This is a genomic window from Mycobacterium sp. NPDC050041 (assembly GCF_049541695.1).
GTDB lineage: Bacteria > Actinomycetota > Actinomycetes > Mycobacteriales > Mycobacteriaceae > Mycobacterium.
On the sequence record NZ_JBMVDG010000003.1, the window covers coordinates 441,313 to 465,781 of the forward strand.

Below are 24,469 nucleotides of genomic sequence, written 5' to 3' on the forward strand. Positions count from 1 at the left end.
CTCAGAGATCGGTCTGCGGGCCCCAGGCGTGCCGGTCCTTCTTGGCCGCCCGCTTACCGAGTTTGCCCTCGGCCACCAGCATCGCGAGGCTGTCGAGCACGATCCGCGAGCTGATCAGCGCGGTCTGTTCGGCCCAGTCGTAGGGCGGTGCGCACTCCACCACCTCCAGGCCGGCGAGACCCTCGGCGGAGATCATCCTGATCAGATTGATCGCCTCCCGCGGCAGCAGACCACCCGGTTCCGGCCAGCCGGTGCCCGGTACGAAACCGGCGTCGATGACGTCGATGTCGAAGGACAGGTACACCGCCTTGGCGCCCTTCCACGCCGTCTCGAGTGCGAGTTCGACGACCTTCTCCAGCCCGACCCGCTCGATGTCACCGATCGAGATGACGGTGGTGCCGCGTTCGCGGCCGACCTTCACCCCGGCTCGCGGCGCCTGCCAGCCGCCGATGCCCACCTGCACGAGATTGGTCGCCGGCGCGTTCTTGATGTTCGTCGCGTGGAACCACGGCGTCGTGTGCATGCGCTCGTCGAGATCGGTCTCCTGGGTGTCGACGTGGCGGTCGAAGTGGATGATGCCGATGTTGCCGTCGACGTGCGGCGCGATCCCGCGGATGGTGGGGTATCCGATCGAGTGGTCTCCGCCCAGCACCACGGGGAACACCCCGCGGCTGTAGACGTGTGAGATCGCCTGGCTGATCTGGTCGAACGACTTCTCCAGGTTGCCCGGAATGGTGAAGACGTCGCCGATGTCCACCATGTTGAGCTGTTCGCGCAGATCGATGCCGAGTTCGTAGCAGTACGTGCCGAACAGGTTGGTCGAGCGGCGGATTCCCTGCGGGCCGAAGCGGGCGCCCGGCCGGTAGGTGGCGCCGGAGTCCAGGGGTGCGCCGAAGATCGCGACCTCGGCGTCGCTGACGTCGTTCACGTCCTCGAGATAGGGGCAGTTCAAGAACGTGCCACGCTCTCCCGCGAAGTGCGGCAGTTCACCGCGGGAGAAGGTTGGGATGCTCCGGTCCACCAGGGTCGGCGAACCCTGCAGACCGAACGCGAGGCCGCGCTGGATCTCCTCGTCGTGCCGGAACAAGGAGATGCGCGCTTCGGCTTCCTGGGCCCAGCGGCCCTGGCTTGCGGCGAATCCGTCGCTGTGCGAATGGGTGTGCGGCGCGCCGCCGTTCCGGTGCCGGTGAGCGGGTCCGCCCGTCTCGTGGGTGTGCGCTTCGGGGTCGTCCTGCTCAGCCACGGTGTGGACTCCTTCTCACGAGGTTTCCCATCGACAGTTCAGCCGGGTCGTCGATAGGCAGACGGCGATTCGTCGAGAGCGCTCACGCTACCGCCTTTCGGTCCCGGGATCGGGGACCTCCGCGGAATGTGTTGCGCGCGAACCGATGTACGGCAGGATGACGAGACGGGCGGTGCGCCCTACTTCTTCTCCCCGACCAGTGCGTCGGCGGGGGTGGGTGCGCCCTCACGGTCCTTGACGACGCGGTAGGCCACGTACCCGACCACGAGGGTCAGCACGACGAAGATCAGCGCGAAGTACTGCAGGAACAGCGAGTCGCCCGCCGGGTTGTAGACCTCCTGGCGTGGCCAGCCGATGTTCACCACCAGCAAGGCGCCCATCACGACCGCGATCAGGTTCACCGGGATGCCCCACCTGCCGAGGTCCATGATCGGCTTGCCGTAGGACAGGCTGGTGCCGCGAAGGCGGTGGATCAAGGCCGGCACGGTCACCATCAGATAGGCCAGGTAGACGATCACCACCGACACCGAGGCGATCGCGGCGAAGACACTGGACTGGCCGAGGTTCACCAGCAGCACCAGGATCGCCAGGGTGCTGACCGCGATCCCGGTGATCACCGGGGTGCCGGTCCGCTTGTTGACCTTGGCCAGGAATTTGCCGAACGGCAGCCGGTTGTCACGGGCCATCGAGAACATCACCCGCGACGCCGAGGCCTGGATGGCCAGCGTGGCCGAGAAGATGGCCACCGCGACCAGGGCCAGCAGGGTCTTGCCCAGCCAGGTGTCGAGCTGACTCTCGATCACCCAGGCCATGCCGCCGCCGGCCAGGTCGTCACCGAGCGTGGGAGCCGACATCAGTGCGGCGAGGATCATCAGTCCGCCGCCGAGGAACGACACCAGCAATGCGTTGACGATCGCCTTCGGCGCCGTTCGGCGCGGATCCCTGGTCTCCTCGGAGAGCTCGGCGGCACTGTCGAAGCCGTACATCACGTACGCGGCCATCAGCATCGACGCCAAGAAGGCGGGCAGATAGCTCACGCCGCTGCCGTGGCCCCCGGTGTCCGCCACGGCCTGTACCGGGTTGCGTTCGGCGGTCAGGAACATCGCGCCGACGATCAGCACCACACCGATGATCTCCAGCGTCACCCCGGTGACGGTGATGCGTGCCATGAACCGCACACCGGCGGCGCTGATGATGGTGCACAGCACGATGGTGACGGCCCCGAGCAGGATCCCGTTGGTCGCGCCGTCGACCGACAGCGGGTCCATGTCCGACCCCACCACCTGGAATCCGCTCCAGATCGGGGGCAGCACGGTCTGCATCGCGATGGCCAGCGCCGCGATCGACACGATGTAGCCGACCAGCATGAACCATCCCGCGAACCAGCCGACGGCATCACCGGCCAGCCGTCGCGACCACTGGTAGATCGCGCCGGCGACGGGGAACTTCCCGGAGAGCTCGGCGAAGATCAGGCAGACGCAGAACTGGCAGAGGAACACGATCGGCCAGGTGAAGAAGAACGCCGGGCCGCCGAGGGCGAAGCCGAGCGGGAAGAACGCGAACACCGTGGTCAGGATCGAGACGAAGGAGAAGCCGGACGCGAACGCGGCGTAACCGCCGATGCCCCGGTGCAGCTCCTGCGTGTAGCCCAGCTCCTCCAGCGTCGACGCGTCCTCCTTCGAGGAGATCGAAGGATCGGAGGTGGCAGTCATGACGCGCCACCCGGGTGCCGCCGACTATCTGTCATGCGACAGAAATTAGGTCAGGTTCGTTTTCCAGGCGTTTCGTGAATGTCACGGCTGTGTGACCAGGTGGCCGCAGGGTGACAATCGTCGGCATGGCATCGGTGTTCTCGGACGGGCATGACGTAGAGCGCGCGCTCGGCCGGATCGGTGCGGCCGCCGACGAGGCGGAACTGCGCGACGCCATCGAGCGCGCACTGCAGGTCATCGCCGCCGAGCGGCGCGTGCGCGTGCCCGAGCTGGCCGCTGCATGGTCCGCGGTTCTCCTTCACGGCGTGGCAGGCGCCCTCCGGCTGACAGCCGGCCCGTCGACATGGACCTGGTTCGCTTCCGGCAGCGCGGCCCGTGGCGAGGCGGTGCCGTACTCGGACGTCGAGACGATGGTCGCGCTCGCCGATTCGGTCGATGACGACGACAAGGCCGTTGCGCTGGCACGCGCCGCCGACGTGCATGCGTTGCTCGAGCGCTGCGGCATCCACGGCGACGCGAACGGGGTGATGGCCAGCAGACCCCGCTTCTGTCGTCGCGCCGCCAGTTGGTCCGCCGGGATCGAACACTGGTCGGCCGAACCCCACCGGGACCGCGGTGTCGTGATGACCGGCCTGATGGCGGATTCCACCGGGCTGCCCGGTTCGGCGACACTGCCGGGCGACGCGCTGCGGGCGCAGGTCGTGGCGGCCGCCGAGGGCAGCTACCCGGTGCGTCAGGCGATGCTGCAGGACGCCACGGCCGTGCGCGCCGCCGTCCCGTCGCGGCTGCGGGTGTTCGCAAGGAACGCCGACAGCGTGGACGTCAAGATGGCGGCGATCGACCCGGTCGTGAAGATCGCCCGGTGGGCCGCCCTCTCGGCGGGTTCCGGCGCGTTGTCGACACAGCTCCGGCTGGACGACGCGGCGTCGGCCGGCGTGCTCGAGTCCGGCGACGCGGCCACGCTGAAGGACTGTTTCGACTGGCTGCTGGGGTTCCGCTGGCGCACGCGGGCAGCCGGTTTCGTCGCAGGCCGCGCCGTCGGGGACGTGGTGTCGCTGTCCGAACTGGCCCCGCAGGAACGGGCCGCGTTGCGCAGCGTCGCGCGCGAGGTGGGCGGGGTCAGCCGGAAGCTGACCTATCTCGCATCGACGTCGGCGTTCCGCTGACCGGTCGCGGATCCGCATGTCCAGCCCACAACCGGCACCCGACGTCGCTGCGACGATCGCGGCCCACCGCCTGGAAGGGTGGCAACCGGTCGACGAGCACGTCGCGGCGCTGCACGCGCTGGCCCGCGGGGACGTGTCGTTCACCGACTACCTCGCGCGGTTCCGCGACCGGTACCCGCCGCCGCAGCCCGACGTCCGCAGATTCCGCCTACGGCGCGCGGTGCCCTACTTCATTCCCGGGACCACGGTGTTGCGCAACGAGTTCGGTGTCACCTCGGCCGAGACGCTCGACGACCTGGAGTTCGTGGCCACCGCGGGCCGGATGGTCCTGTGGTTGCGCCCGCCACCCGACCACCCACACGTCGACGACCTCGACGCGCGGGTGATACACCGGTACCTGTTCCGGGACGTCTACTCCTGGGCCGGCGAATACCGCACGACGGAACTGCGGCGCGGTGAACAACACTTCGCGTGGCGGTCCTCGATCGCAGGGCGCATGGAAGCCGTGCATGACGCGGCGCGTGAGGCAGCGGCGGCCTGCGACGGCGCCGACGCCTCGCGGCTGGCCTACGCACTGGCCCGAATCTACGCCGACTACAACCAGATTCACCCGTTCCGTGAGGGCAACGGACGAACCGGCGCCGCCCTGCTGCAGATCGTGGCCCGGCGCTGCGGACGGAGCCTCGACCTGGGTCGCATCACCCGCGACGAGTGGTACGCGGCCGCGAAGGACAGCATGCCGTTCCGCCGCGACGGCCGGGCCAGCCACCGACCGTTTCTCTACCTGCTCGGACCCGCACTGGACGACGGCCGGCGGTGACGTCGGCGCGGTGACGTGGTGCACATCCGGCCGCCATGGTCCACGATGGGGTAATGCCGCTCGCCCGGGGACGACCCCGCCACCGCGACCAACGGCGCCCCGGCACCACGCCCCGCGACGAGATCCTCGACGCCGCAGGCGAGTTGTTCACCACCCTCGGCTACACGGGCACGTCCACCCGGTCGATCGCGGAATCCGTCGGAATCCGGCAGGCGTCGCTGTACCACTACTTCAAGACCAAGGACGAGATCCTGTGCGCGCTACTGGACCAGACCGTCGGTCCGACACTGTCGTTCATCGCCACCGTCGGCGACCTCGAACCCGGCTTGAGCACAACGGAGCACCTGCACGTCCTGGCGACGTTCGACGGTGAGAAACTCCTCGCCAACCGGTGGAACCTGGGCGCGCTGTATCTGCTGCCCGAGCTGCGCGACGCCCGGGTCGAGTCCTTCTGGTCGGACCGCGAGCGGCTGCGCCTGCACTACCTCGCGCTGAGCCGGTCCGTCATCGAGCAGACCGGTGTCGACGAGGCGGCCGCCGACCTCCCGTTCCGACTGGTGGAATCACTGGTCAACGTGTGGTCGATGCCCGCGGGCGCCCAGCGTGAGCAACTGCCCCTGCACGTGGCCGACGCGTGCATGCGCGTCCTCGGCATCGCCGAGGACGACACTTCCGCGTTACGTGCGCGCACCGGGAAGGTGTTGCGGCACAACGTTCCTGAACTCGTCCGGGCCGCCGGCCGCTCCTGACACCGACCCGCCTCTAATCCGACCAGGTGCGCAGCAGCGTCTCCGCGCCCGAGCACAGTTGCTCGATCAGCGTGGCGGCACCGGGCGCGGCCGTCACCATGCCCACCCCCTGTCCGGCGTTGACGGGGACGGGCCTGCCGTCGGCGCCGCGCAGGACCCGCTCCGGGATCGTCGACGGCCAGGCATATCCGTGTGCCCGGTCGAACTCGTCGGTCACCACGGTCGCGTCGCCGGTGGCGGCAATCAGCGCGGCGCGCGCCTGCGGCGGCGTCAACGCCTCGGCGCACGTCGCGAACACCGTGCCGATCCACGCCCCTGACGCCCCTGCCGCCAGCACCGCGGCCAGTCCCCGTGCCGACGCGATGCCGCCCGCGGCCAGCACCGGCACGTCGACCCGGTCGAGTACTTCGGTCAGCAGCGGCAGTGTCCCCACCCGGGGTTCGCCGTGGCCACCGCCTTCGGCGCCCCGGGCCACCAGCACGTCGACGCCTGCGTCGACCGCGCGCAGCGCCGCGTCGACGGTGCCCACCTGGGTCGCGACCCACACACCGGCAGCGTGCGCGGCCGCCACCCACGCCCAGTCGTCACCGAAGCTGACCGACAGCACGGCGGGACGGGCGGCCAGCGCCACCTCGAAGAGCCGTGGCTGCGCGGCCATCACCCAGTGCACAAGGCCGATGCCGTACGGCAGGCCGAGATCTGCCACCTCCCGCAGTTCCGCGCTCAACTCCTCCGGCGAGGCCGAACTGCCCATACCGATCATGCCGAGCCCGCCCGCGCGGGACACCGCGGCGGCCAGCCTCCCGCCGGCCGCACCGCCCATCGGGGCGTTCACGACGGGCACCCGCAGATTCGTCGCGCGCGACCATGGCGTTGTCAGCCACACGGGTGGTGACACCGATCCGGGGCGGCGGTCACCGACGCCGACGCAGGCGTGAAAGTCCGGCTGCGCCAAGGGCTCCCACCGCTGCGGCGGCGAGGGCACCGGTGACTCCGACGCCTTCGCGGATCTGCACCCGGGTGGTGATCTGGGCCGGGTCGGGCGGGCTCACCGGCGCGATGGCGAGGTTGTCGGTCGACGTGGCGGCCCATGCGGTGGAGAACAGGATCAGCCGCGCCGTGATGTAGGCGAACACCATCAGCCCGAGCACCGGCCCGAACGTCGCACCGGCGGGACCCGTCAAAACGGACTTGAGGTAGAGCGACGCGACCTGCTTGAAGACCTCGAAGCCGATCGCCGCGAGCAGGCCGGCGCGGACGCTGCTGCGGAAGGTGAGCTTGTCCCTGGGCAGCCTGGCGATCATCCAGGTGAACAACAACCACGAGATGCCCAGCGCCACGAGCATCGACACCACGCGCAGACCGACGTCCAGCCCGGGGATGCCCTCGATGCCGAGCCAGGCGAGCACCCGCGCGATCAGTCTCCGATCGCCCAGTGCGGTCAATGCCACGGTGACCACGATGGCCACGAACGCCGAGAGCAACGCGAGCAGGTCCGACACCTTGGTGCCGATGAAGTTGCCCTGCTCGCCGTGCTGTTGCCACATCGCGCTCAAGGCCTCGCGCAGGTTGGCCATCCACCCGATACCGGCCCACGCGGCGGTGGCCAGGCCGATGAGGCCCAGCGAGGTGCGCGACTCGATCGCCGTGTTCATCAGCTCGACCAGTTGCTGACCGAGACTGCCGGACACCGTCTGCCTGATCCGGTCCTGGATGCCGGCGAGCACGTCGGGCTGCCGGGACAGCACGAAGCCGGCGATGGAGAAGCCGAGCATCAGCAGCGGGAACAGCGCGAAGACCGTGAAATAGGTGATGCCCGCGGCGAAGAAGTTGCCCTTCGACTCCTGATACCGATCCTGTGCCCGCATCACGTGGTCGAACCAGCCGTAGCGCGCGCGCAACCGGTCGAGGATGCCGGGCTTGGCCTCGTCGGTCATGCCAGCCTCCCGTGTGCGCCTCAGCGCGGTCGCTTGAGGAAACCCAGACGGTCGTATACCCGCTCGAGCGTCGCCGCAGACACTTCCCTGGCCCGCTCGGCACCGGCGGCGAGCACCGCCTCGAGTTCGGTCGTGTCACCGAGCAATTCGTCGACCCGGTCGCGGATGGGGGTGACGTACTCGACCACCGCCTCGGCGGTGTCCTTCTTCAGGTCGCCGTAGCCGCGGCCCTGGTACTGCTCGACGAGTTCGTCGATGTCGGAGCCCGTGACCGCCGACTGGATGGTCAGCAGGTTGGACACCCCGGCTTTGGCCTCGCGGTCGAACCGGATCTCACGCTCGCTGTCGGTGACCGCCGACCGGATCCGCTTGGCCGTCACCTTCGGGTCGTCCAGCAGGCTGATCAGTCCGGCGGCGGTGGACGCCGACTTGCTCATCTTCGCCGTCGGCTCCTGCAGGTCGTAGATCTTGGCGGTGGTCTTGGCGATCAGCACGTCCGGGATGACGAAGGTGTCGGAGAACTGTGCGTTGAACCGCTGCGCCACGTCGCGTGCGAGCTCGAGATGCTGGCGCTGGTCCTCCCCCACCGGCACCAGGTCGGTGTCGTAGAGCAGCACGTCGGCGGCCATCAGCACCGGATAGGTGAACAGGCCCACCGTGGTGGCGTCGGAGCCCTGCTTCTGCGATTTGTCCTTGAACTGCGTCATCCGCGAAGCCTGCCCGAAGCCGGTGAAACACCCGAGCACCCATGCCAATTCGGTGTGCGCAGGCACGTGGCTCTGCACGAAGATGGTGCTGCGCGCCGGGTCGATCCCCAGCGCCAGGTACTGCGCAGCGGTCACCAACGTGCGCCGCCGCAACGTCTCGGAATCCTGCGGGACCGTGATCGCGTGCAGGTCGACCACGCAGAAGAACGCATCGAAGTCGTCCTGCATGCCGACCCAGTGCTTGACCGCACCCAGCGCGTTACCCAGGTGCAGGGAGTCCGAGGTGGGCTGCACGCCCGAGAAGACCACGCGGGGCTGCCGGGGCGGCATCTCGACAGGAGAGTTCATGATGACCCGATCTTTTCATGGCCGGCCAACGACTTTTCGCCGCCTGTCAGGTGTACTCGACGGTCACCGGCGCGTGGTCGGACCACCGCAGCGCATAGGCGTCGGCCCGCTCGACCCGGGCCGACCGCGCCCTGGCCGCCAGCGGGCGGGCGGCCAGCTGGTAGTCGATCCGCCACCCGGCGTCGTTGTCGAACGCCCGCCCCCGCCAGGACCACCACGAGTACGGGCCGGGCACATCGGGGTGCAGCACGCGCACCACGTCCACCCAGCCGGAATCGAGCAGGTCGGTCAGCCATTGCCGCTCGGCGGGCAGGAAGCCGGATTTCTTGACGTTGCCGCGCCAGTTCTTGATGTCGTTCTCGGTGTGGGCGATGTTCCAGTCCCCGCACACCACAGCCTCCCGGCCGTCAGCGCCCAGCGCGGCCATTCGCTGCGCGAGCGTGGCCATGAACCGCTCCTTCTCCATCTGCCGTTCGGTGCCCGCCTCGCCGGTCTGGACGTAGACGCTGGCCACGGTCACCCCAGCCGTGTCGACCTCGATGTAGCGGCCGTGCTCGCCGAACTCGTCGGATTCCATCCGCCGCACGGCGGTGATCGGGTGCCGGGACAGCACCGCGACGCCGCTGCGGCCCTTGATGTGCGGGCTCGCCGCGGCCAGCTGCCAGCCGTCGGCCAGGGCGGGGGCCAGCGCGCTTGCCATCTGGTCGTCGTCGGCGCGGGTCTCCTGAAGGCAGACCACATCGGCGGCGGAGCCGGCCAGCCAGGCGAGCAGGCCCAGGTTCTCGGGCGAGCGCTGCCGGACCGCGGCACGGATGCCGTTGACGTTGACGGTGCTCACGATCAGCCGGGTCACGGCGCCAGACCCTAACGGACGATATTGCGGTACCCGCGGTATCACCTTTAGTGTCGGCAGCATGACCGAACGCGCACCTATCCACCTGGGCACCGGCGAGCCGATGCTGCTGCTGCACCCGTTCATGATGTCGCAGAACGTGTGGAAGGGCGTTGCCCCGCGGATCGCCGACACCGGCCGCTACGAGGTGTTCGCGCCCACCATGCTCGGCCACAACGGCGTGCCGCGCGGGCCGTTCTTCCTGGACAGCGCCTCGCTGGCGGACGACGTCGAGCGCAGGATGGACGCACTGGGCTGGGGCACCGCGCACGTCGTCGGCAATTCGCTGGGCGGCTGGGTGGCGTTCGAGCTGGAGCGACGCGGCCGCGCCCGCACGCTCACCGGCATCGCGCCAGCGGGCGGGTGGCGGCACTTCACCCCGGCGAAGTTCGAGATCGTCGGCAAGTTCCTGGCCGGCCTGCCGCTGTGGGTGGCCACGCTGGTGCTGGGTCAGCACGTGCTGAAACTCCCGGTCACCCGCTATCTGACCCACCTGCCGGTGAGCGGGACGCCCGACGGCCTGTCCGACGAGGACCTCGCCGAGATCATCGACGACGTCGCGCACTGCCCGGCGTACTACCAGCTGCTGGTCAAGTCGCTGACGCTGCCCGGCCTGCTGGAGATCGCCGAGGGCAAGACCCCGACGCATCTGGTGATCTGCGAGAAGGACCGGGTGCTGCCGCATCCCCGGTTCACCCGTCACTTCACCGAGCACCTGCCCGAGAGCACCGAGGTGACCCACCTCGACGGCGTCGGGCACATCCCGATGTTCGAGGCACCCGATCGCATCGCCGAGGTCATCCTCGGCTTCGTCGACGGCCACGTCGGCAGGCAGCGCGCCACCGGCTAGTTCGTTCTGCTTCTCGCGCGTCCGCGCCGCCTGCCCCCGGCCATGGTGGCAGCCGCGGCGCGGCGTGCGTTAAGCTGCTGATCGGTCATGAGCGCCAGCGTCAAGCCCCGGCTTGCTGGCCGGCAACCCTCCAACCGCGGTGGGGTGCCCCGGGAGACGACCAGGTTGAGTAGCCGACTGGTTTTTCGAACACAGTCGGCCACACGGCAAGCGCGGGTCCGCAGGTACGGGCCCCCCGACAGACAGGGAGACCTGGAACCGCCATGAGCACACCCGAAATCACCGAGGACCCGACGGCGCACTGGTCGTTCGAGACCAAGCAGGTCCACGCCGGACAGACGCCCGACAGCGCCACCAGCGCACGGGCGCTGCCGATCTATCAGACCACGTCGTACACGTTCCGCGACACCGACCACGCGGCGGCGCTGTTCGGGCTCGCAGAGACCGGCAACATCTACACCCGCATCATGAACCCCACGCAGGACGTCGTCGAGCAGCGCATCGCTGCCTTGGAGGGCGGTGTGGCGGCACTGTTCCTGTCCTCCGGCCAGGCGGCCGAGACGTTCGCGATCCTCAACATCGCCAACGCGGGCGACCACATCGTGTCCAGCCCACGCCTGTACGGCGGCACCTACAACCTCTTCCACTACACGCTGCCCAAGCTCGGCATCGACGTCAGCTTCGTGGCTGACCCCGACGACCTGGAGTCGTGGCGGGCGGCGGTGCGGCCGAACACCAAGGCCTTCTTCGCCGAGACCATCTCCAACCCGCAGATCGACATCCTCGACACCCCCGGCGTATCGGGTGTCGCCCACGACGCCGGCGTGCCGCTGATCGTCGACAACACCATCGCCACGCCCTACCTGATCCAGCCGATCAGCCAGGGCGCCGACATCGTGGTGCATTCGGCCACCAAGTACCTGGGCGGGCACGGCAACGCGATCGCCGGTGTGATCGTCGACTCCGGCACGTTCGACTGGACCAACGGCAACTTCCCCGGCTTCACCACCCCGGACCCCAGCTACCACGGCGTCGTCTTCGCCGAACTGGGCCCGCCGGCCTACGCGCTCAAGGCGCGTGTGCAACTGCTGCGCGACCTCGGGTCCGCGGCCGCCCCGTTCAACGCCTTCCTGATCGCGCAGGGCCTGGAGACGCTGAGCCTGCGTGTGGAACGCCATGTCGCCAACGCCCAGAAGGTGGCCGAACACCTGGTCGGGCACGCCGACGTGCTGTCGGTGAACTACGCCGGGCTGCCCACCTCGCCGTGGTACGACCTCGGGAAGCGTCTGGCGCCCAAGGGAACCGGTGCCGTGCTTGCCTTCGAGCTGGCCGGTGGCGTCGACGCGGGCAAGGCCTTCGTCAACGCCCTGACGCTGCACAGTCATGTCGCCAACATCGGCGACGTCCGCTCGCTGGTGATCCACCCGGCATCGACGACCCACGCCCAGCTGTCACCCGAGGAGCAACTCGCCTCCGGCGTCACCCCCGGCCTGGTGCGCCTGGCCGTCGGCATCGAGGGAATCGACGACATCCTTGCCGATCTCGAGCAGGGCTTCGCCGCGGCGAAGGCGGCCAAGTGACAATCTCTGACGTGAACACCGCGACGCTGCCCGCCGAAGGCGATGTCGGCGTGGTCGAGATCGGTCCACTGACGCTGGAGAGCGGCGGCGTGATCGACGACGTGAAGATCGCCGTGCAGCGCTGGGGCGAGCTCTCGCCGAACCGCGACAACGTCGTGATGGTGCTGCACGCGCTCACCGGCGATTCGCACATCACCGGCCCCGCCGGACCGGGGCATCCGACCGCCGGCTGGTGGGACGGCGTGGCCGGCCCGGGCGCCCCGATCGACACCGACCGCTGGTGCGCGATCTCGACGAACGTGCTCGGTGGCTGCCAAGGGTCGACCGGACCGTCGACGACCGCCCCCGACGGCCGGCCGTGGGGGTCGCGGTTCCCCGCGATCACCGTGCGCGACCAGGTGGCGGCCGACGTCGCGGCGCTGGCTGCCCTCGGCATCACCGAGGTGGCCGCGGTGGTGGGCGGCTCCATGGGCGGCGCGCGTGCGCTGGAGTGGGCGGTCGGCCATCCCGACAGCGTGCGGGCGGCCCTGGTGCTGGCGGTCGGCGCCCGCGCCACCGCCGACCAGATCGGCACGCAGAGCACCCAGGTCGCGGCCATCACCTCCGACCCGGACTGGCAGGGCGGCGACTACCACCACACCGGGCGCACCCCCCACACCGGGATGGAGATCGCCCGCCGGTTCGCGCACCTCACGTACCGCGGCGAACAGGAGCTCGACGAGCGGTTCGGCAACGACGCCCAGGGCAGCGAGGACCCGACCACCGGGGGCCGGTTCGCCATCCAGAGCTACCTCGAATACCAGGGCGCGAAGCTGGTCGAGCGGTTCGACCCCGGCACGTACGTGACGCTGACCGACGCGCTGTCCAGCCACGACGTCGGCCGTGGCCGCGGCGGCGTGGCCGCCGCGCTGCGGAGCTGCCGGGTGCCGGTGGTGGTCGGCGGCATCCCTTCTGACCGGCTGTACCCGTTGCGGCTGCAGCAGGAGCTCGCCGAACTGCTGCCGGGCTGCGCGGGGCTGAACATCGTCGAATCCCGCTTCGGCCATGACGGCTTCCTGGTGGAGACCGAGGCCGTCGGCGCACTGATCCGCCGCACCCTGGACCTGGCGGCGCGGTGAGCGAACACGCCGACGACCGTTCGCTGTCGTTCGGCGCGGAGGCGGCGGCCTACGAGCGCGGCCGGCCGTCCTACCCGCCGGAGGCGATCGACTGGCTGCTGCCGTCGGGGGCGCGCGACGTCCTCGACCTCGGCGCGGGCACCGGCAAGCTCACCACGCGGCTGGTGCAGCGCGGCCTCGGCGTGGTGGCCGTCGACCCGATCCCGGAGATGCTCGAGGTGCTCTCCACCGCGCTGCCGGACACCCCGGCCCTGCTCGGCACCGCCGAGGAGATCCCGCTGCCCGACGACAGCGTCGACGCCGTGCTCGTGGCGCAGGCTTGGCACTGGTTCGATCCCCAGCGCGCGGTCAAGGAGGTCGTCCGGGTACTGCGGCCCGGCGGGCGTCTCGGGCTGGTGTGGAACACCGCGGACGAACGGCTGGGCTGGGTCAAGGATCTGGGCCGGATCACCGGCCACGAGGAGGACCCGTTCAACGACAGGGTCACGCTGCCCGAGCCGTTCACCGGCGTCGAGCGTCGCCGGGTCGAGTGGACGAACTATCTCACCCCCCAGGCCCTCATCGACCTGGTCGCCTCGCGCAGTTACTGCATCACCTCGCCCGCGGAGGTGCGCACCCGCACGCTCGAACAGGTGCGTGAACTGCTGGCCACCCATCCGGCGCTGGCCAACACCAGTGGGCTGGCACTGCCGTACGTGACGGTGTGCATCAGGGCGACGTTGGGCTGACTCGGCGACAGCCGCTAGCCGGCGCCGAACCACCTGGTCAGCGACTGCTGCAACCGCGCCTGGTCGGAAGCCCCGAAATCGTCCACCGCACAGGCCACGTAGCCGTCGGGCCGGAGGAGGAGCACCGCAGGCCCATCGGTCACCGGGCCGGAGACTGTGTCCACCCTGTCCGCCCACGGCGCCGCGACGGTCGACGCGGCACCGCCGGACGCGTCGATGAGGGCACCCCGAGCGCCGTGCAGCAGATCGGTGACCCGTCGCCCGTCGTCGAGCACGAGATCGGGCACCATGAACCCGCTCAGCGGATGGTCGTCGCCGATGTCGTAGCGGACGTCCGAACCCGCGAGGGTGCGCGCGAGGTGACGCGCCACCTCGGGCTGACCCGCCAATTCGCCGAAGAGTTCGCGCAGCGCGCTGACTTCCGGGCCCGGCGCCGCGAGCGCGAGCTGAGCCAGCGAGTGCATCATCACCCGCTCGCCAACCGGACGACGCTCGGATTCGTAGGTGTCGAGGAGCCCGTCGGGCGCCCACCCGTTCACCACCGCCGCGAGCTTCCAGCCGAGGTTGACGGCGTCCTGCATACCGAGGTTCAGACCCGGCCCACCCATCGGTGAGTGCACGTGCGCGGCGTCACCGACCAGCAGGATACGTCCCGCTCGATAACGTTCCGCCAGCCGGGAATTGATGCCGTCGACACGGCGCAACGCGTGCGCATCCGGTGTGCTCGGCGCCTCGATCGCCACATCGACACCGAGCACGCGACCGACACTGTCCTGCAGTTCACCGAGCGTCATTGCAGCGTCGCTGCTGCCCGGCGTCCAGCCGTACTCGATGGTGCCGAGCATCGGCCGGTCCGGCTCGAGCGGGAAGACCACCACGGTGCCGTGCTCGAATCTGCTGACGCCGAATGCGAGTGTCCCGAAACCCTCGATGTCGTAGCCGCGGCCGGGCACGAGTTCAGCGTCGGGCAGGTGGACGTGGGCGATCCTGCTGACGATAGGTGAGGTGTGGCCGGGGAACCCGATGCCCGCGGCCTTGCGCACCATGCTGCGGCCGCCGTCGGCGCCGACCAGGAATGCGGCGTCCATCCGGTGCTGCCGGTCCTGCGAGGCGACGGTCAGCGCCACGCCGTCATCGTGCGTGTCCACCGCGGTGAGCTCACTCCCCCAGCGGATGTCCACACCCAGGTCACGCGCCCGCTTCTCCAGGAGGCGGACCAGCCGCGGCTGCGGGAGGATGAGCGCGTACATCGGATTGTCCTCGAGGCCGAGGAAACTCAGCGACATCCCGGCGAACATCCAGCCGTGGGCCGGTTGCGGTGGCCCGTCGTCCCCGCCGAACGCGTGGTAGAGACCCCGCATGTCGAGCTGCCGGATCACCTGTCCGACAAGGCCGTTGGCCTTGGGTTCAGCGCTCGGTCCGGGCAGTGCGTCGAGCACGACCGGCTGTACGCCCGCAAGCGCCAACTCACAGGCCAGCAGCAGGCCGTTCGGGCCGGCGCCGGAGATGGCGACGTCCACGCGTTCGTCGGTCACGACGCCCTCCCGGTGAATCCACTCGGCTCAGGCAGTCCCGCCGCCACGTCGGCGAACGCTGTGCGCAGCAGATCGGGCAGGGCGACCGGGGGTTCGGCCCGCACGTAGGTCTCCATGGCGGCGTCGCCGACGGCGCGGATGACCGCCGCCACCAGTCGCGGGTACATGTCCTTCTCGGGGTCGGTGCCGGTCCGCTCGGCGATCGCCGCGAGCCACTCGTCGAACAGCTCCCTGTTGGTCGCGTCCCGGATCTCGGGGCTCAGCAACAGCTTCCGGACCTCGGCGAGTTCCCGGCGGTCGGGAATCCTGCTCTCCTCGCTGTCGGTTTCACGGAAGTCGGCCTCGAGCGGACTCAGCACGGCCTCGGTGATCGAGGTCCACAGCGGCTCGTCGGCGGGGCGCCGCCGCAGCTCGTCGATGCTGTGTCGCAACCGTTCGGTCTGGCGGTAGGCCAGCGCCTCGTACTTACCGGTGAAATAGTTGTTGAACGTCCGCAACGACACGCCCGCCAGCTCGGCGATCGCCTCGCGGGTGACGGCATCGAAGCCGCGTTCGAGCGCGAGTGCGAGTGCGGCGTCACTGAGCGCGCGGCGGGTGTCCGTCTTCTTGCGTTCCCGTAGTCCGGCCATGCGAGCCACCCTACGCTTTATTGCCCAATAGGCAAGATTGCCCATTGGGCAACTTCAGCTGGTGCCCAACGGATCGATCGTCCACGCGACGTAGAACATGGTCGCGCTGACCGTCGCAGTGGTGATGAAATCCGTTGTGCGAGAGCGCACCACGAGAAGGCCGGCCCTGTCGTCGGAGAGGGCCAGTCGCAGGGCCGCCGCGACGCCCACCCCGATGGCCATCACCAGCGCACCGCGCCGCCAGTACCCGGCGACGACCAGGCCGAAGGCGGCGATGAGGATCAGGCCGACCGCCAGGATCGGCCACTGCCCCGCAAAGACCTTGCGGGCGAACTCCTTCGGGGTCATCGCCCCTTTTCGGCCCGCTCGACGACGTTGGTCAGCAGGAACGCACGGGTCAGCGGTCCGACGCCGCCGGGATTCGGCGACACGTGACCCGCCACCTCCCACACGTCGGGCGCGACGTCGCCGACCAGCTTCCCGGCGTCGTCCCGGCTGACACCCACGTCGATCACCGCCGCGCCCGGCCGCACCATCTCGGCGGTCACCATGTGCGGCACGCCCGCGGCGGCCACGATGATGTCGGCCTCCAGGGTGAACTGCGGCAGGTGCCGGGTGGCGGTGTGGCACAGCGTCACCGTCGCATTCTCCGACCGCCGCGTCAGCAGCAGACCCAGCGGGCGGCCGACCGTGACGCCGCGACCGATGACCACGACGTGCGCGCCGGCGATCTCCACCTCGAAGCGGCGCAGCAGATGCACGATGCCGCGCGGAGTGCAGGGCAGCGGCGCCGGCTCGTTGAGGACGAGGCGCCCGAGGTTGGTCGGATGCAGCCCGTCGGCGTCCTTGTCCGGGTCGATGCGCTCCAGTGCGGCGTTCTCGTCGAGGTGCTTGGGCAGCGGCAACTGCACGATGTAGCCGGTGCACTCCGGGTTGGCGTTGAGCTCGTCGATGGTCTCGTCGAGGGTGGCCTGGCTGATGTCGGCGGGCAGGTCACGCCGGATCGAGTTGATGCCCACCTTGGCGCAGTCCGCATGCTTGCCGCGCACGTAGGCCTGCGACCCGGGGTCGTCGCCGACGAGCACCGTGCCCAGCCCCGGCGTGCGGCCGGCCTCGGTCAGCGCCGCGACCCGGTCCTTGAGGTCGACGAAGATCTCGTCGCGCGTGGCCTTGCCGTCCAACGTGATCGCACCCACACAGTCCAGTCTCGCATGCGCTGTGACAGGCTCAACGTCATGGACACTCAGCCCAATGTGTTCACTCCGGCCAGACTCGGCCCCGTGACGCTGCGCAACCGCATCATCAAGGCGGCGACATTCGAGGCGTCCACACCGGACGCCCTGGTCACCGACGACCTGATCAAGTACCACCGGCTGCCCGCGGCGGGCGGCGTCGGCATGACCACCGTCGCGTACTGCGCGGTGACCCCCGGCGGACGCACCGACGGCTGGCAGATCTGGATGCGGCCGGAGGCGGTGCCCGGCCTGCGACGGCTCACCGACGCCGTGCACGCCGAGGGCGCAGCCATCAGCGCCCAGATCGGGCACGCAGGACCGGTCGCCAACGCCCGCACGAACAAGGCCAAGGCGCTGGCCCCGATGCGGTTCTTCAACCCCCTGTCGATGCGGTTCGCCAGGAAGGCCACCCGCGACGACATCGAGGCGGTGACCAGGGCGCACGCCAACGCGGCGCGGTTGGCGATCGAATCCGGGTTCGATGCCGTCGAGGTGCACCTCGGCCACAACTACCTGGCCAGTTCGTTCCTGAGCCCTCTGCTCAACCACCGCAAGGACGAGTACGGCGGGTCGCTGGAGAACCGGGCCAAGGTCGCGCGCGGCCTGGTGCGTGCCGTGCGCGACGCGGTGGGCAACCAGATCGCGGTGACGGCGAAGCTCAACATGACCGACGGGGTTCGCGCGGGGATCCCGATGGAGGAGTCTCTGCAGACCGCCAAGTGGCTGGAAGAGGACGGCGGACTCGATGCCATCGAGCTGACCGCGGGCAGCTCACTGGTGAACCCGCTGTACCTGTTCCACGGCGATGCGCCGGTGAAGGAGTTCGCCGGTGCCTTCAAGCCGCCGCTGAGCTGGGGCATCCGGATGACCGGCAAGAAGTTCCTGCGTGAGTACCCGTACCGCGAGGCGTTCCTGCTGGACAAGGCCCGGCAGTTCCGCGCCGAGCTGACGATGCCGCTGATCCTGCTGGGCGGCATCACCAACCGCGAGACGATGGACCTCGCGATGGCCGAGGGGTTCGACTTCGTGGCGATGGGCCGCGCGCTGCTGGCCGAGCCGGATCTGATCAACCGGATCCAGGCCGACGCCCTGGTCCGCTCCGCCTGTACGCACTGCAACAAGTGCATGGCGACCATCTACAGCCACACCCACTGCGTCGTCACCGGCGCGCCCGACGCCTTGGTCTGACACTCAGTCCGCGGGCACCAGCGCCCGTGCGCAGTCCTCGACGATGCCATCGGCCGCGGCGGGAATGCGGCTGCGCGCCGCCAGGTGCCGGCGCACCACGGCCGACGGGATGTCGACCAGTGCGGCGGTGACCCGGTCGACCGGGCCGCCGATGTCGCGAAGCTGACGGGTCATGTTGCGGTGCAGCAGCGTTCGCCTCTCTTCGAGGTCGGCCGGCCACTCGTTGCGGCAGAACGCGTCGGCGCCGGCCAGCAGTACCTGCGCCTCGTTCGCGTGGTCTCGACACCACTGCACGGTGTGGAGCGCACCGGCCGCGACCCGGTCCTGCCGGTCGCCGGAACGCTCGAGCACCGCGATCAATCCGTTCTGGAACCGCTCCTCGGTGCGCATCCACAGTTTGCCGCACAGTGCGGCACGCGACGGAAACCGGTGGTACATCGACCCGCTCGGAGCCCCGACCGCGCGGGCGACCGACGACACCGTGACCGCGGCCGCGCCGTCGGACGCGGCGATCGCGGCGGCCGCGTCGAGCAGCGAGTCGACGGTGAATCGGGCTGGCCGCGGCATGGCGCACAGTTTATAGTAGAGATATCTCTCTAATACGGAAGGAACCCCCGATGAGCGATCCCACCGGTGTGGCCCGGCAGTTCTACGCGGCGATGGCCGACGGCGACGGCAAGGCCCTGTTCGACGTCCTCGCCGAGAATTTCACCGCCGACGTCAGCGCAGGCATGCCGCACGGCGTCGGCGGTGAACACCACGGCGCCGCCGAGACCGTCACCGAGGTGTGGGCCCGCATCGACTCCCTCTACGACGTCGAAGTCGCGCCGTCGGAGTACCTGCCGGTCGACGACCACCGGGTGGTCGTGCTCGGCGCCTACCGGGGCACGGCGCGCGACGGCGGATCGATGGTCGACGCGGCGTTCGCCCACGTGATCACCGTGCACGGCGAGAAGATGACGGCCCTGCGCCAGATCACCGACACCGCGCGGTGGGGCGTGCCGCTGCCGGCCTGACGCAAGCCGTGCTTACCCGCCGCAGCAAAGCGCGGAGCGCTCCCCCATGATTCACCGTCGTCCAGGTCGGTCATCGTCACACGCCGCGCTGCGCGGTAGCGGCGGCAATTCCGGTGACGGTACCGATAGAGTTGATCGCGATGAGCCGACCAGCACCGCCTGCGCTGACCGTTCGTTACGAGGGCTCCACCCGCACGTTCGCGCCGGGCAACGACGTCGTCATCGGCCGCGACCTGCGCGCCGACGTGCGAATCGCCCACCCCTTGATCTCCCGCGCCCACCTGGTGCTGCGGTTCGACCAGGGCCGGTGGGTGGCGATCGACAACGGCAGCCTCAACGGCATGTTCGCCAACGGCCGCCGCGTTCCGTCCGTCGACATCCGCGACGGCCAGACCCTCAACATCGGCAACCCCGACGGCCCGCAGGTGTCGTTCGAGGTCGGCCGCCACCAGGGTTCGGTGGGCAGCCCGCCGCCGACCACCGCGGTCCCCGTCGCGCGCCCCAACACCGGCTGGAACACCCCGCCACCGCACACCGCTCCCGGGCGCCCGCACATCGCGACGCCGCCCACCTCACGGCCGCAGCAGCGCTACCCGAGCGGCCCGCAGCAGGGGTATCCGCCCTCGTCGCAGCAGCGGTACCCGACCGGTCCGGCGTCGCATCAGACCCGGCCGCCGATGTCGCAGCCGATCTCGCAGCAGTCCAGTGAGCCGGTCACCCGCATGGGGCCCACCGCGGCCCCGCGGTCCAGCGACGGCGGCAACCTCGCCACCAGCATGCTCAAGATCCTGCGGCCCGGACGGTCGCCGGAGACGCCTGCCGGCGCAGTGAAGATCGGTCGCGCGACCGACAACGACATCGTCATCCCCGACGTGCTGGCCGGGCGTCACCACGCCTCGCTCGTGTCGACCGCGCAGGGCACCCAGATCGTCGACAACCGCAGCATCAACGGCACCTTCGTCAACGGGTCGCGGGTCGATTCGGCATTCCTCCAAGAGGGCGACACCGTCACGATCGGCAACGTCGACCTGGTGTTCAGCGGCGGCACCCTCGTCCGGCGCACCGAGACCGCGGCCGCGACGGCCACCGGCGGCCTCGACGTGCACGGCGTCACGTGGACGATCGAGAACAACAAGACGCTGCTGGACAACATCTCGCTGACGGCGCGGCCGGGCACGCTCACCGCGGTGATCGGGCCGTCGGGCGCAGGCAAGTCGACCTTCGCCCGGCTGGTGGCCGGCTACACCCATCCGTCCAGCGGAACGGTCACGTTCGAGGGCCACAACGTGCACGCCGAGTACGCGTCGCTGCGGTCCCGCATCGGGATGGTGCCGCAGGACGACGTCGTGCACGGGCAGCTGACCGTGCGTCAGGCACTGATGTACGCCGCCGAGCTGAGACTGCCGCCGGACACCACCAAGGACGACCGCGAACAGGTCGTCATGCAGGTGCTCGAGGAACTCGAGATGACCAAGCATCTCGAGACCCGGGTCGACAAGCTCTCCGGCGGACAGCGCAAGCGGGCGTCGGTGGCGCTCGAGCTGCTGACCGGCCCGTCGCTGCTGATCCTCGACGAGCCGACCTCGGGTCTGGACCCGGCACTCGACCGCCAGGTCATGACGATGCTGCGCCAGCTGGCCGACGCGGGTCGCGTCGTGCTGGTGGTCACGCACTCCCTGACCTACCTCGACGTCTGCGACCAGGTGCTGCTGCTGGCGCCGGGCGGCAAGACCGCCTTCTGCGGGCCGCCGTCGCAGATCGGCGCAGCGATGGGGACGACCAACTGGGCCGACATCTTCAGCACGGTCGCCGGCGACCCCGACGCGGCGCAACAGCGTTGGCTCGAACTCAACGGCCCGCCGCCCGCCCAGCCGCCGGCCGATCAACCGGCCGATCTCGGCGAGCCGTCGAAAACCAGTCTGCGAAGGCAGTTCTCGACTATCGCGCGGCGCCAGATCCGGCTCATCGTGTCCGACCGCGGCTACTTCATCTTCCTGGCGCTGTTGCCGTTCATCATGGGCACGCTGTCGCTCTCGGTGCCGGGCACCGTCGGCTTCGGTGTCCCGAACCCGATGGGCGACGCGCCCAACGAGCCGGGCCAGGTCCTGGTGCTGCTCAACGTCGGCGCGATCTTCATGGGCACGGCGCTGACCATCCGCGACCTCATCGGCGAGCGCGCGATCTTCCTGCGCGAGCAGGCAGTCGGCCTGTCCACCACCGCGTACCTGCTGGCGAAGGTCTGCGTGTACTCGGTGTTCGCGATCATCCAGTCCGCGATCGTCACCGGTATCACCATCGCGGGCAAGGGGTTCGGCGAGGGAGCGGTCGAGAGCGGTTCGGTGCTCGGGAATCCGTCGCTCGAACTCTTCTTCGGGATGGCCGCCACGACGGTGACCGCGGCGATGGTCGGTCTCGCGTTGTCGGCGCTGGCCAAGACCAGTGAACAGATCATGCCGCTGCTGGTGATCGCGATCATGTCGCAGCTGGTGTTCTCCGGCGGCATGATCCCCGTGACAGGCCGCGTCGGCCTCGACCAGATGTCCTGGATCACCCCGGCCCGCTGGGGATTCGCCGCATCGGCGTCGACAGTGGACCTGATCAGGCTGGTGCCGGGACCGTTGACGCCGAAGGACTCACACTGGGAACACACCGCAGGCACCTGGCTTTTCGACATGGGGATGCTCGCGGCCCTCAGCATCGGCTACCTGACGTTCGTGCGGTGGAAGATCCGGCTGAAGGGCGCCTGAGCGCTCCTTTGACCTACGGGTGGCTGGCCGTCCTGTTGGTCACGACACGGCTGCAGCGGGCGGCGGGACGGAAGCGGTCGCGGCTGCTTCGCCAGCAGTCGACGAATCTGCACCATCTGTCGCGGGAACCGCTGCGGGTGCTCGTCGCCAGCCTCTTCTGGCTCGACGGGCGACGCTGGTGGCCCTATGTGCCCGTGTATGCGGCGGTGCTGGCGCCGGCCGAGCGGCGGATGGGCTCGGGGCGATGGCTGTTGGTCGGCCTGACCGCACACGTGGTCGGGACCGTGGCCGGACAGGGATATCTGCGCCGGTCGATCCGCGCCGGGCAGGCGCCGCCGCGGCTGGCGAATGCGCGCGATGTCGGGGTCAGTTATTTCGTGCTGGGTGTCGCGGGCGCCGCGTCGCGGTACCTGCCGCAGCAGTATCGGACGGGCGCGCAGGCGCTGGGTGCCGGTGCGCTCGTCGTCGACGTCGTCGTCCAGCCGACCTACACCGAGGTGGGGCACCTGACGGCTTTTCTCACGGGGTTGGGTCTGACTCGCCTGACGTGATAGCTATTTCGACGCGCACACAGTTATCCACAAGGCGTCTTCGTTGCTTTCGCATGTCACACCCCTCTGCGATAATCGAATGTATGTTCGATCCGGCGCAGGCAAGCTTCGACCAGGTGCTGGCCGTCGAGCGCCCGGAGTCCGTTGAAGCGCGCGAACTGATCTCCGCCGTAGTTTCGGCGGCGCGCCGGGAGAACCAGCAGGCCGCCGCGCGGTTGACCGCGATCGGCGAGCTGTATGCGGTGCGGTTCGCCGAGCGTGATGAGCTCAGCGACCAGTGGGCCGTGGACACCGAATCCGCGGTGGCCGTCGAGATCGGCGCGGCACTCAACATCGCCTACGAGCGGGCCAAGGATCAGGTCAGCCTCGCCCGCGGACTGCGCGAACGCCTACCGTTGGTCGCGGCGATGTTCCGCGCCGGTGCGCTGACCCTCGACATCGTCGACACCCTGCTGCACCGCACCACGTTGATCACCGACCCCGCTGTCTTGACCCATGTCGATGCCACCTTGGCCGGTGCGGCGGCCCGGTTGATGAGGCTGAGCTACGGCCAGGTCTGCGGGTACGTCGACCGGATCATCGCCACACACGATCGGGATGCGGTGCGGCGTCGCCAGAAAGCCGCCGACGAGCGTGAGGTGTGGGTCATCGACGGCCTCGACGGGATGAGCAGTTTCGGCGGCACCATGCCCACCGCCGGGGCCCGGGTGTTCGACAACCGCCTCGACGCGCTCGCCGACACCGTCTGCCCGGCCGACCCGCGCACCAAGAAGCAGCGCCGCGTCGACGCCATCGAAGCCCTCTCCAACGGCGCCGACCACCTGCCATGCCAATGCGGCAACCCCGACTGCCCCAACAAGAACGCGATCGCCGCCCCCTTCGTCATCCACACCATCACCGGCCCCAACGACCCCGGCGGGGCTGCCGCCGAAGCGGACACCCTGGCCGACACGTCGGTCGACACCACCGCCTCCGAGGCCGACACCGACGTCGTCGACGAGTCGGTGGCGAGCCTGGTGCACAACGACGGCCTCCTGCCGCCCGAACAGCTCACCGGCCTGGCCGAGCACGCCACCACCCGGCCGCTCATCCACCCCGGCGACGCCGCCCCCGAACCGCGCTACACCCCTTCACGCAACCTGGCGGAGTTCGTGCGGTGCCGCGACATGGGCTGCCGATTCCCCGGCTGCGACGTGGCGGCCTTCAGCACCGACATCGACCACACCATCCCCTACAGCCAAGGCGGACCGACCCAGGCGTCGAACCTCAAATGCCTGTGCCGCCTGCACCATTTGATCAAAACGTTTTGGGGCTGGCACGACCAACAACAGTGCGACGGCACCGTCATTTGGACCAGCCCCGCCGGCCAGACCTACACCACCAGACCGGGTTCGGCGCTGCTCTTTCCGCACCTGTGCACCCCCACCGCCGCCGCCATCATCACACCCCGACCCGACGACCACAGCGGTGAACGCACCGCGATGATGCCCAAACGCCAACGCACCCGAGCCCAGAACAAAGCCGCCCGCATCGCCGCCGAACGCCAAGCCAATCGCGAACACCGCGAAGCCCGCCGCCGCGCCCGCCAACACGCACTCGACAAACTCTTCGCCCCCCAGCCACCACCCCAACCCGGCGACGAACCCCCACCCTTCTAACCACACCACGGCCCAACACCGCCGACACCACCACACGTCGGCGGTATCCGCCTGCGCGAG

General features: G+C 69.6%; 23 protein-coding genes and 1 riboswitch. Of the genes, 12 read left to right on the plus strand and 11 right to left on the minus strand.

Annotated elements, in window-relative coordinates:
* Nucleotide 1: 1 nt before the first annotated feature.
* Together ACPCHZ_RS12535 and ACPCHZ_RS12540 are read right to left on the minus strand one after the other, a co-directional pair.
* Nucleotides 2-1,243, minus strand: coding sequence for an agmatinase family protein (locus ACPCHZ_RS12535; protein WP_364972182.1), 1,242 nt, complete (start codon nt 1,241-1,243; stop codon nt 2-4).
* A gap of 179 nt (nt 1,244-1,422) precedes the next feature.
* A complete protein-coding gene (locus ACPCHZ_RS12540) occupies nt 1,423-2,955 on the minus strand; it encodes an amino acid permease (protein ID WP_423485043.1) in 1,533 nt (510 codons plus the stop codon).
* A gap of 125 nt (nt 2,956-3,080) precedes the next feature.
* On the opposite strand from ACPCHZ_RS12540, the gene ACPCHZ_RS12545 reads away from it, so the two are divergent.
* The 3 genes from ACPCHZ_RS12545 to ACPCHZ_RS12555 are packed head-to-tail and all read left to right on the plus strand — an operon-like array spanning nt 3,081 to nt 5,690.
* Entirely contained in the window at nt 3,081-4,121 is a 1,041-nt protein-coding gene (locus ACPCHZ_RS12545) for a putative nucleotidyltransferase substrate binding domain-containing protein (protein WP_423485044.1), read from the plus strand.
* A 16-nt stretch (nt 4,122-4,137) separates the two neighbouring features.
* Nucleotides 4,138-4,941: a Fic family protein gene (locus ACPCHZ_RS12550; RefSeq protein WP_423485045.1), complete on the plus strand. Its 804-nt coding sequence runs from the start codon at nt 4,138-4,140 to the stop codon at nt 4,939-4,941.
* 53 nt (nt 4,942-4,994) lie between these two features.
* Nucleotides 4,995-5,690, plus strand: coding sequence for a TetR/AcrR family transcriptional regulator (locus ACPCHZ_RS12555; RefSeq protein ID WP_423485046.1), 696 nt, complete (start codon nt 4,995-4,997; stop codon nt 5,688-5,690).
* Between the two features lie 13 nt (nt 5,691-5,703).
* On the opposite strand, the gene ACPCHZ_RS12560 is transcribed toward ACPCHZ_RS12555, so the two are convergent.
* The 4 genes from ACPCHZ_RS12560 to ACPCHZ_RS12575 form a co-directional block, all read right to left on the minus strand.
* Entirely contained in the window at nt 5,704-6,576 is an 873-nt protein-coding gene (locus ACPCHZ_RS12560) for an NAD(P)H-dependent flavin oxidoreductase (RefSeq protein WP_423485370.1), read from the minus strand.
* Between the two features lie 28 nt (nt 6,577-6,604).
* Nucleotides 6,605-7,627 (minus strand): inner membrane protein YhjD, encoded by a 1,023-nt coding sequence (gene yhjD / locus ACPCHZ_RS12565; protein WP_423485047.1) that lies wholly within the window; start codon nt 7,625-7,627, stop codon nt 6,605-6,607.
* 20 nt (nt 7,628-7,647) lie between these two features.
* Nucleotides 7,648-8,664, minus strand: coding sequence for a tryptophan--tRNA ligase (gene trpS, locus ACPCHZ_RS12570; RefSeq protein WP_423485371.1), 1,017 nt, complete (start codon nt 8,662-8,664; stop codon nt 7,648-7,650).
* Between the two features lie 64 nt (nt 8,665-8,728).
* A complete protein-coding gene (locus ACPCHZ_RS12575; RefSeq protein ID WP_423485372.1) occupies nt 8,729-9,526 on the minus strand; it encodes an exodeoxyribonuclease III in 798 nt (265 codons plus the stop codon).
* Between the two features lie 70 nt (nt 9,527-9,596).
* Between ACPCHZ_RS12575 and ACPCHZ_RS12580 the strand changes: the two genes are divergently transcribed.
* The 4 genes from ACPCHZ_RS12580 (at nt 9,597) to ACPCHZ_RS12595 (ending at nt 13,850) form a co-directional block, all read left to right on the plus strand.
* Complete coding sequence (locus tag ACPCHZ_RS12580) at nt 9,597-10,424, plus strand: alpha/beta fold hydrolase (RefSeq protein WP_423485048.1); 828 nt, start codon at nt 9,597-9,599, stop codon at nt 10,422-10,424.
* Nucleotides 10,425-10,507: 83 nt separating this feature from the next.
* Nucleotides 10,508-10,643, plus strand: a riboswitch (SAM riboswitch).
* 44 nt (nt 10,644-10,687) lie between these two features.
* Nucleotides 10,688-12,004: a bifunctional o-acetylhomoserine/o-acetylserine sulfhydrylase gene (locus ACPCHZ_RS12585; RefSeq protein WP_423485049.1), complete on the plus strand. Its 1,317-nt coding sequence runs from the start codon at nt 10,688-10,690 to the stop codon at nt 12,002-12,004.
* Nucleotides 12,001-13,122, plus strand: a complete 1,122-nt coding sequence (gene metX / locus ACPCHZ_RS12590; RefSeq protein ID WP_423485050.1) for a homoserine O-acetyltransferase MetX — start codon at nt 12,001-12,003, stop codon at nt 13,120-13,122. Before ACPCHZ_RS12585 ends, metX begins: the two co-directional genes overlap by 4 nt.
* The gene (locus ACPCHZ_RS12595; RefSeq protein WP_423485051.1) at nt 13,119-13,850 is read left to right on the plus strand and encodes a class I SAM-dependent methyltransferase; all 732 of its coding nucleotides are present in this window, start codon (nt 13,119-13,121) and stop codon (nt 13,848-13,850) included. Before metX ends, ACPCHZ_RS12595 begins: the two co-directional genes overlap by 4 nt.
* A 14-nt stretch (nt 13,851-13,864) precedes the next feature.
* Here the strand turns inward: ACPCHZ_RS12595 and ACPCHZ_RS12600 are convergent, their stop codons facing one another.
* The 4 genes from ACPCHZ_RS12600 to ACPCHZ_RS12615 are packed head-to-tail and all read right to left on the minus strand — an operon-like array spanning nt 13,865 to nt 17,210.
* On the minus strand, nt 13,865-15,385 hold the full coding sequence (locus ACPCHZ_RS12600; protein WP_423485052.1) for an FAD-dependent monooxygenase: 1,521 nt from the start codon (nt 15,383-15,385) through the stop codon (nt 13,865-13,867).
* Complete coding sequence (locus tag ACPCHZ_RS12605) at nt 15,382-16,014, minus strand: TetR family transcriptional regulator (RefSeq protein ID WP_423485053.1); 633 nt, start codon at nt 16,012-16,014, stop codon at nt 15,382-15,384. Before ACPCHZ_RS12605 ends, ACPCHZ_RS12600 begins: the two co-directional genes overlap by 4 nt.
* A 54-nt stretch (nt 16,015-16,068) precedes the next feature.
* Nucleotides 16,069-16,362: a DUF3017 domain-containing protein gene (locus tag ACPCHZ_RS12610; RefSeq protein ID WP_423485054.1), complete on the minus strand. Its 294-nt coding sequence runs from the start codon at nt 16,360-16,362 to the stop codon at nt 16,069-16,071.
* The gene (locus tag ACPCHZ_RS12615; RefSeq protein WP_423485055.1) at nt 16,359-17,210 is read right to left on the minus strand and encodes a bifunctional methylenetetrahydrofolate dehydrogenase/methenyltetrahydrofolate cyclohydrolase; all 852 of its coding nucleotides are present in this window, start codon (nt 17,208-17,210) and stop codon (nt 16,359-16,361) included. Before ACPCHZ_RS12615 ends, ACPCHZ_RS12610 begins: the two co-directional genes overlap by 4 nt.
* A gap of 39 nt (nt 17,211-17,249) precedes the next feature.
* Here ACPCHZ_RS12615 and ACPCHZ_RS12620 point away from each other — a divergent pair, with 39 nt between their 5' ends.
* Complete coding sequence (locus tag ACPCHZ_RS12620) at nt 17,250-18,437, plus strand: NADH:flavin oxidoreductase (protein WP_423485056.1); 1,188 nt, start codon at nt 17,250-17,252, stop codon at nt 18,435-18,437.
* A gap of 3 nt (nt 18,438-18,440) precedes the next feature.
* Here ACPCHZ_RS12620 and ACPCHZ_RS12625 read toward each other — a convergent pair whose 3' ends face one another.
* Nucleotides 18,441-19,004: a TetR/AcrR family transcriptional regulator gene (locus ACPCHZ_RS12625; protein ID WP_423485057.1), complete on the minus strand. Its 564-nt coding sequence runs from the start codon at nt 19,002-19,004 to the stop codon at nt 18,441-18,443.
* A 50-nt stretch (nt 19,005-19,054) separates the two neighbouring features.
* On the opposite strand from ACPCHZ_RS12625, the gene ACPCHZ_RS12630 reads away from it, so the two are divergent.
* The 4 genes from ACPCHZ_RS12630 (at nt 19,055) to ACPCHZ_RS12645 (ending at nt 24,409) form a co-directional block, all read left to right on the plus strand.
* The gene (locus ACPCHZ_RS12630) at nt 19,055-19,453 is read left to right on the plus strand and encodes a nuclear transport factor 2 family protein (protein ID WP_423485058.1); all 399 of its coding nucleotides are present in this window, start codon (nt 19,055-19,057) and stop codon (nt 19,451-19,453) included.
* A gap of 140 nt (nt 19,454-19,593) precedes the next feature.
* A complete protein-coding gene (locus ACPCHZ_RS12635; protein WP_423485059.1) occupies nt 19,594-22,200 on the plus strand; it encodes an ATP-binding cassette domain-containing protein in 2,607 nt (868 codons plus the stop codon).
* Entirely contained in the window at nt 22,173-22,751 is a 579-nt protein-coding gene (locus ACPCHZ_RS12640) for a rhomboid-like protein (RefSeq protein WP_423485060.1), read from the plus strand. Before ACPCHZ_RS12635 ends, ACPCHZ_RS12640 begins: the two co-directional genes overlap by 28 nt.
* Before the next feature lie 83 nt (nt 22,752-22,834).
* Entirely contained in the window at nt 22,835-24,409 is a 1,575-nt protein-coding gene (locus ACPCHZ_RS12645; RefSeq protein WP_423485061.1) for a DUF222 domain-containing protein, read from the plus strand.
* Nucleotides 24,410-24,469 lie beyond the last annotated feature (60 nt).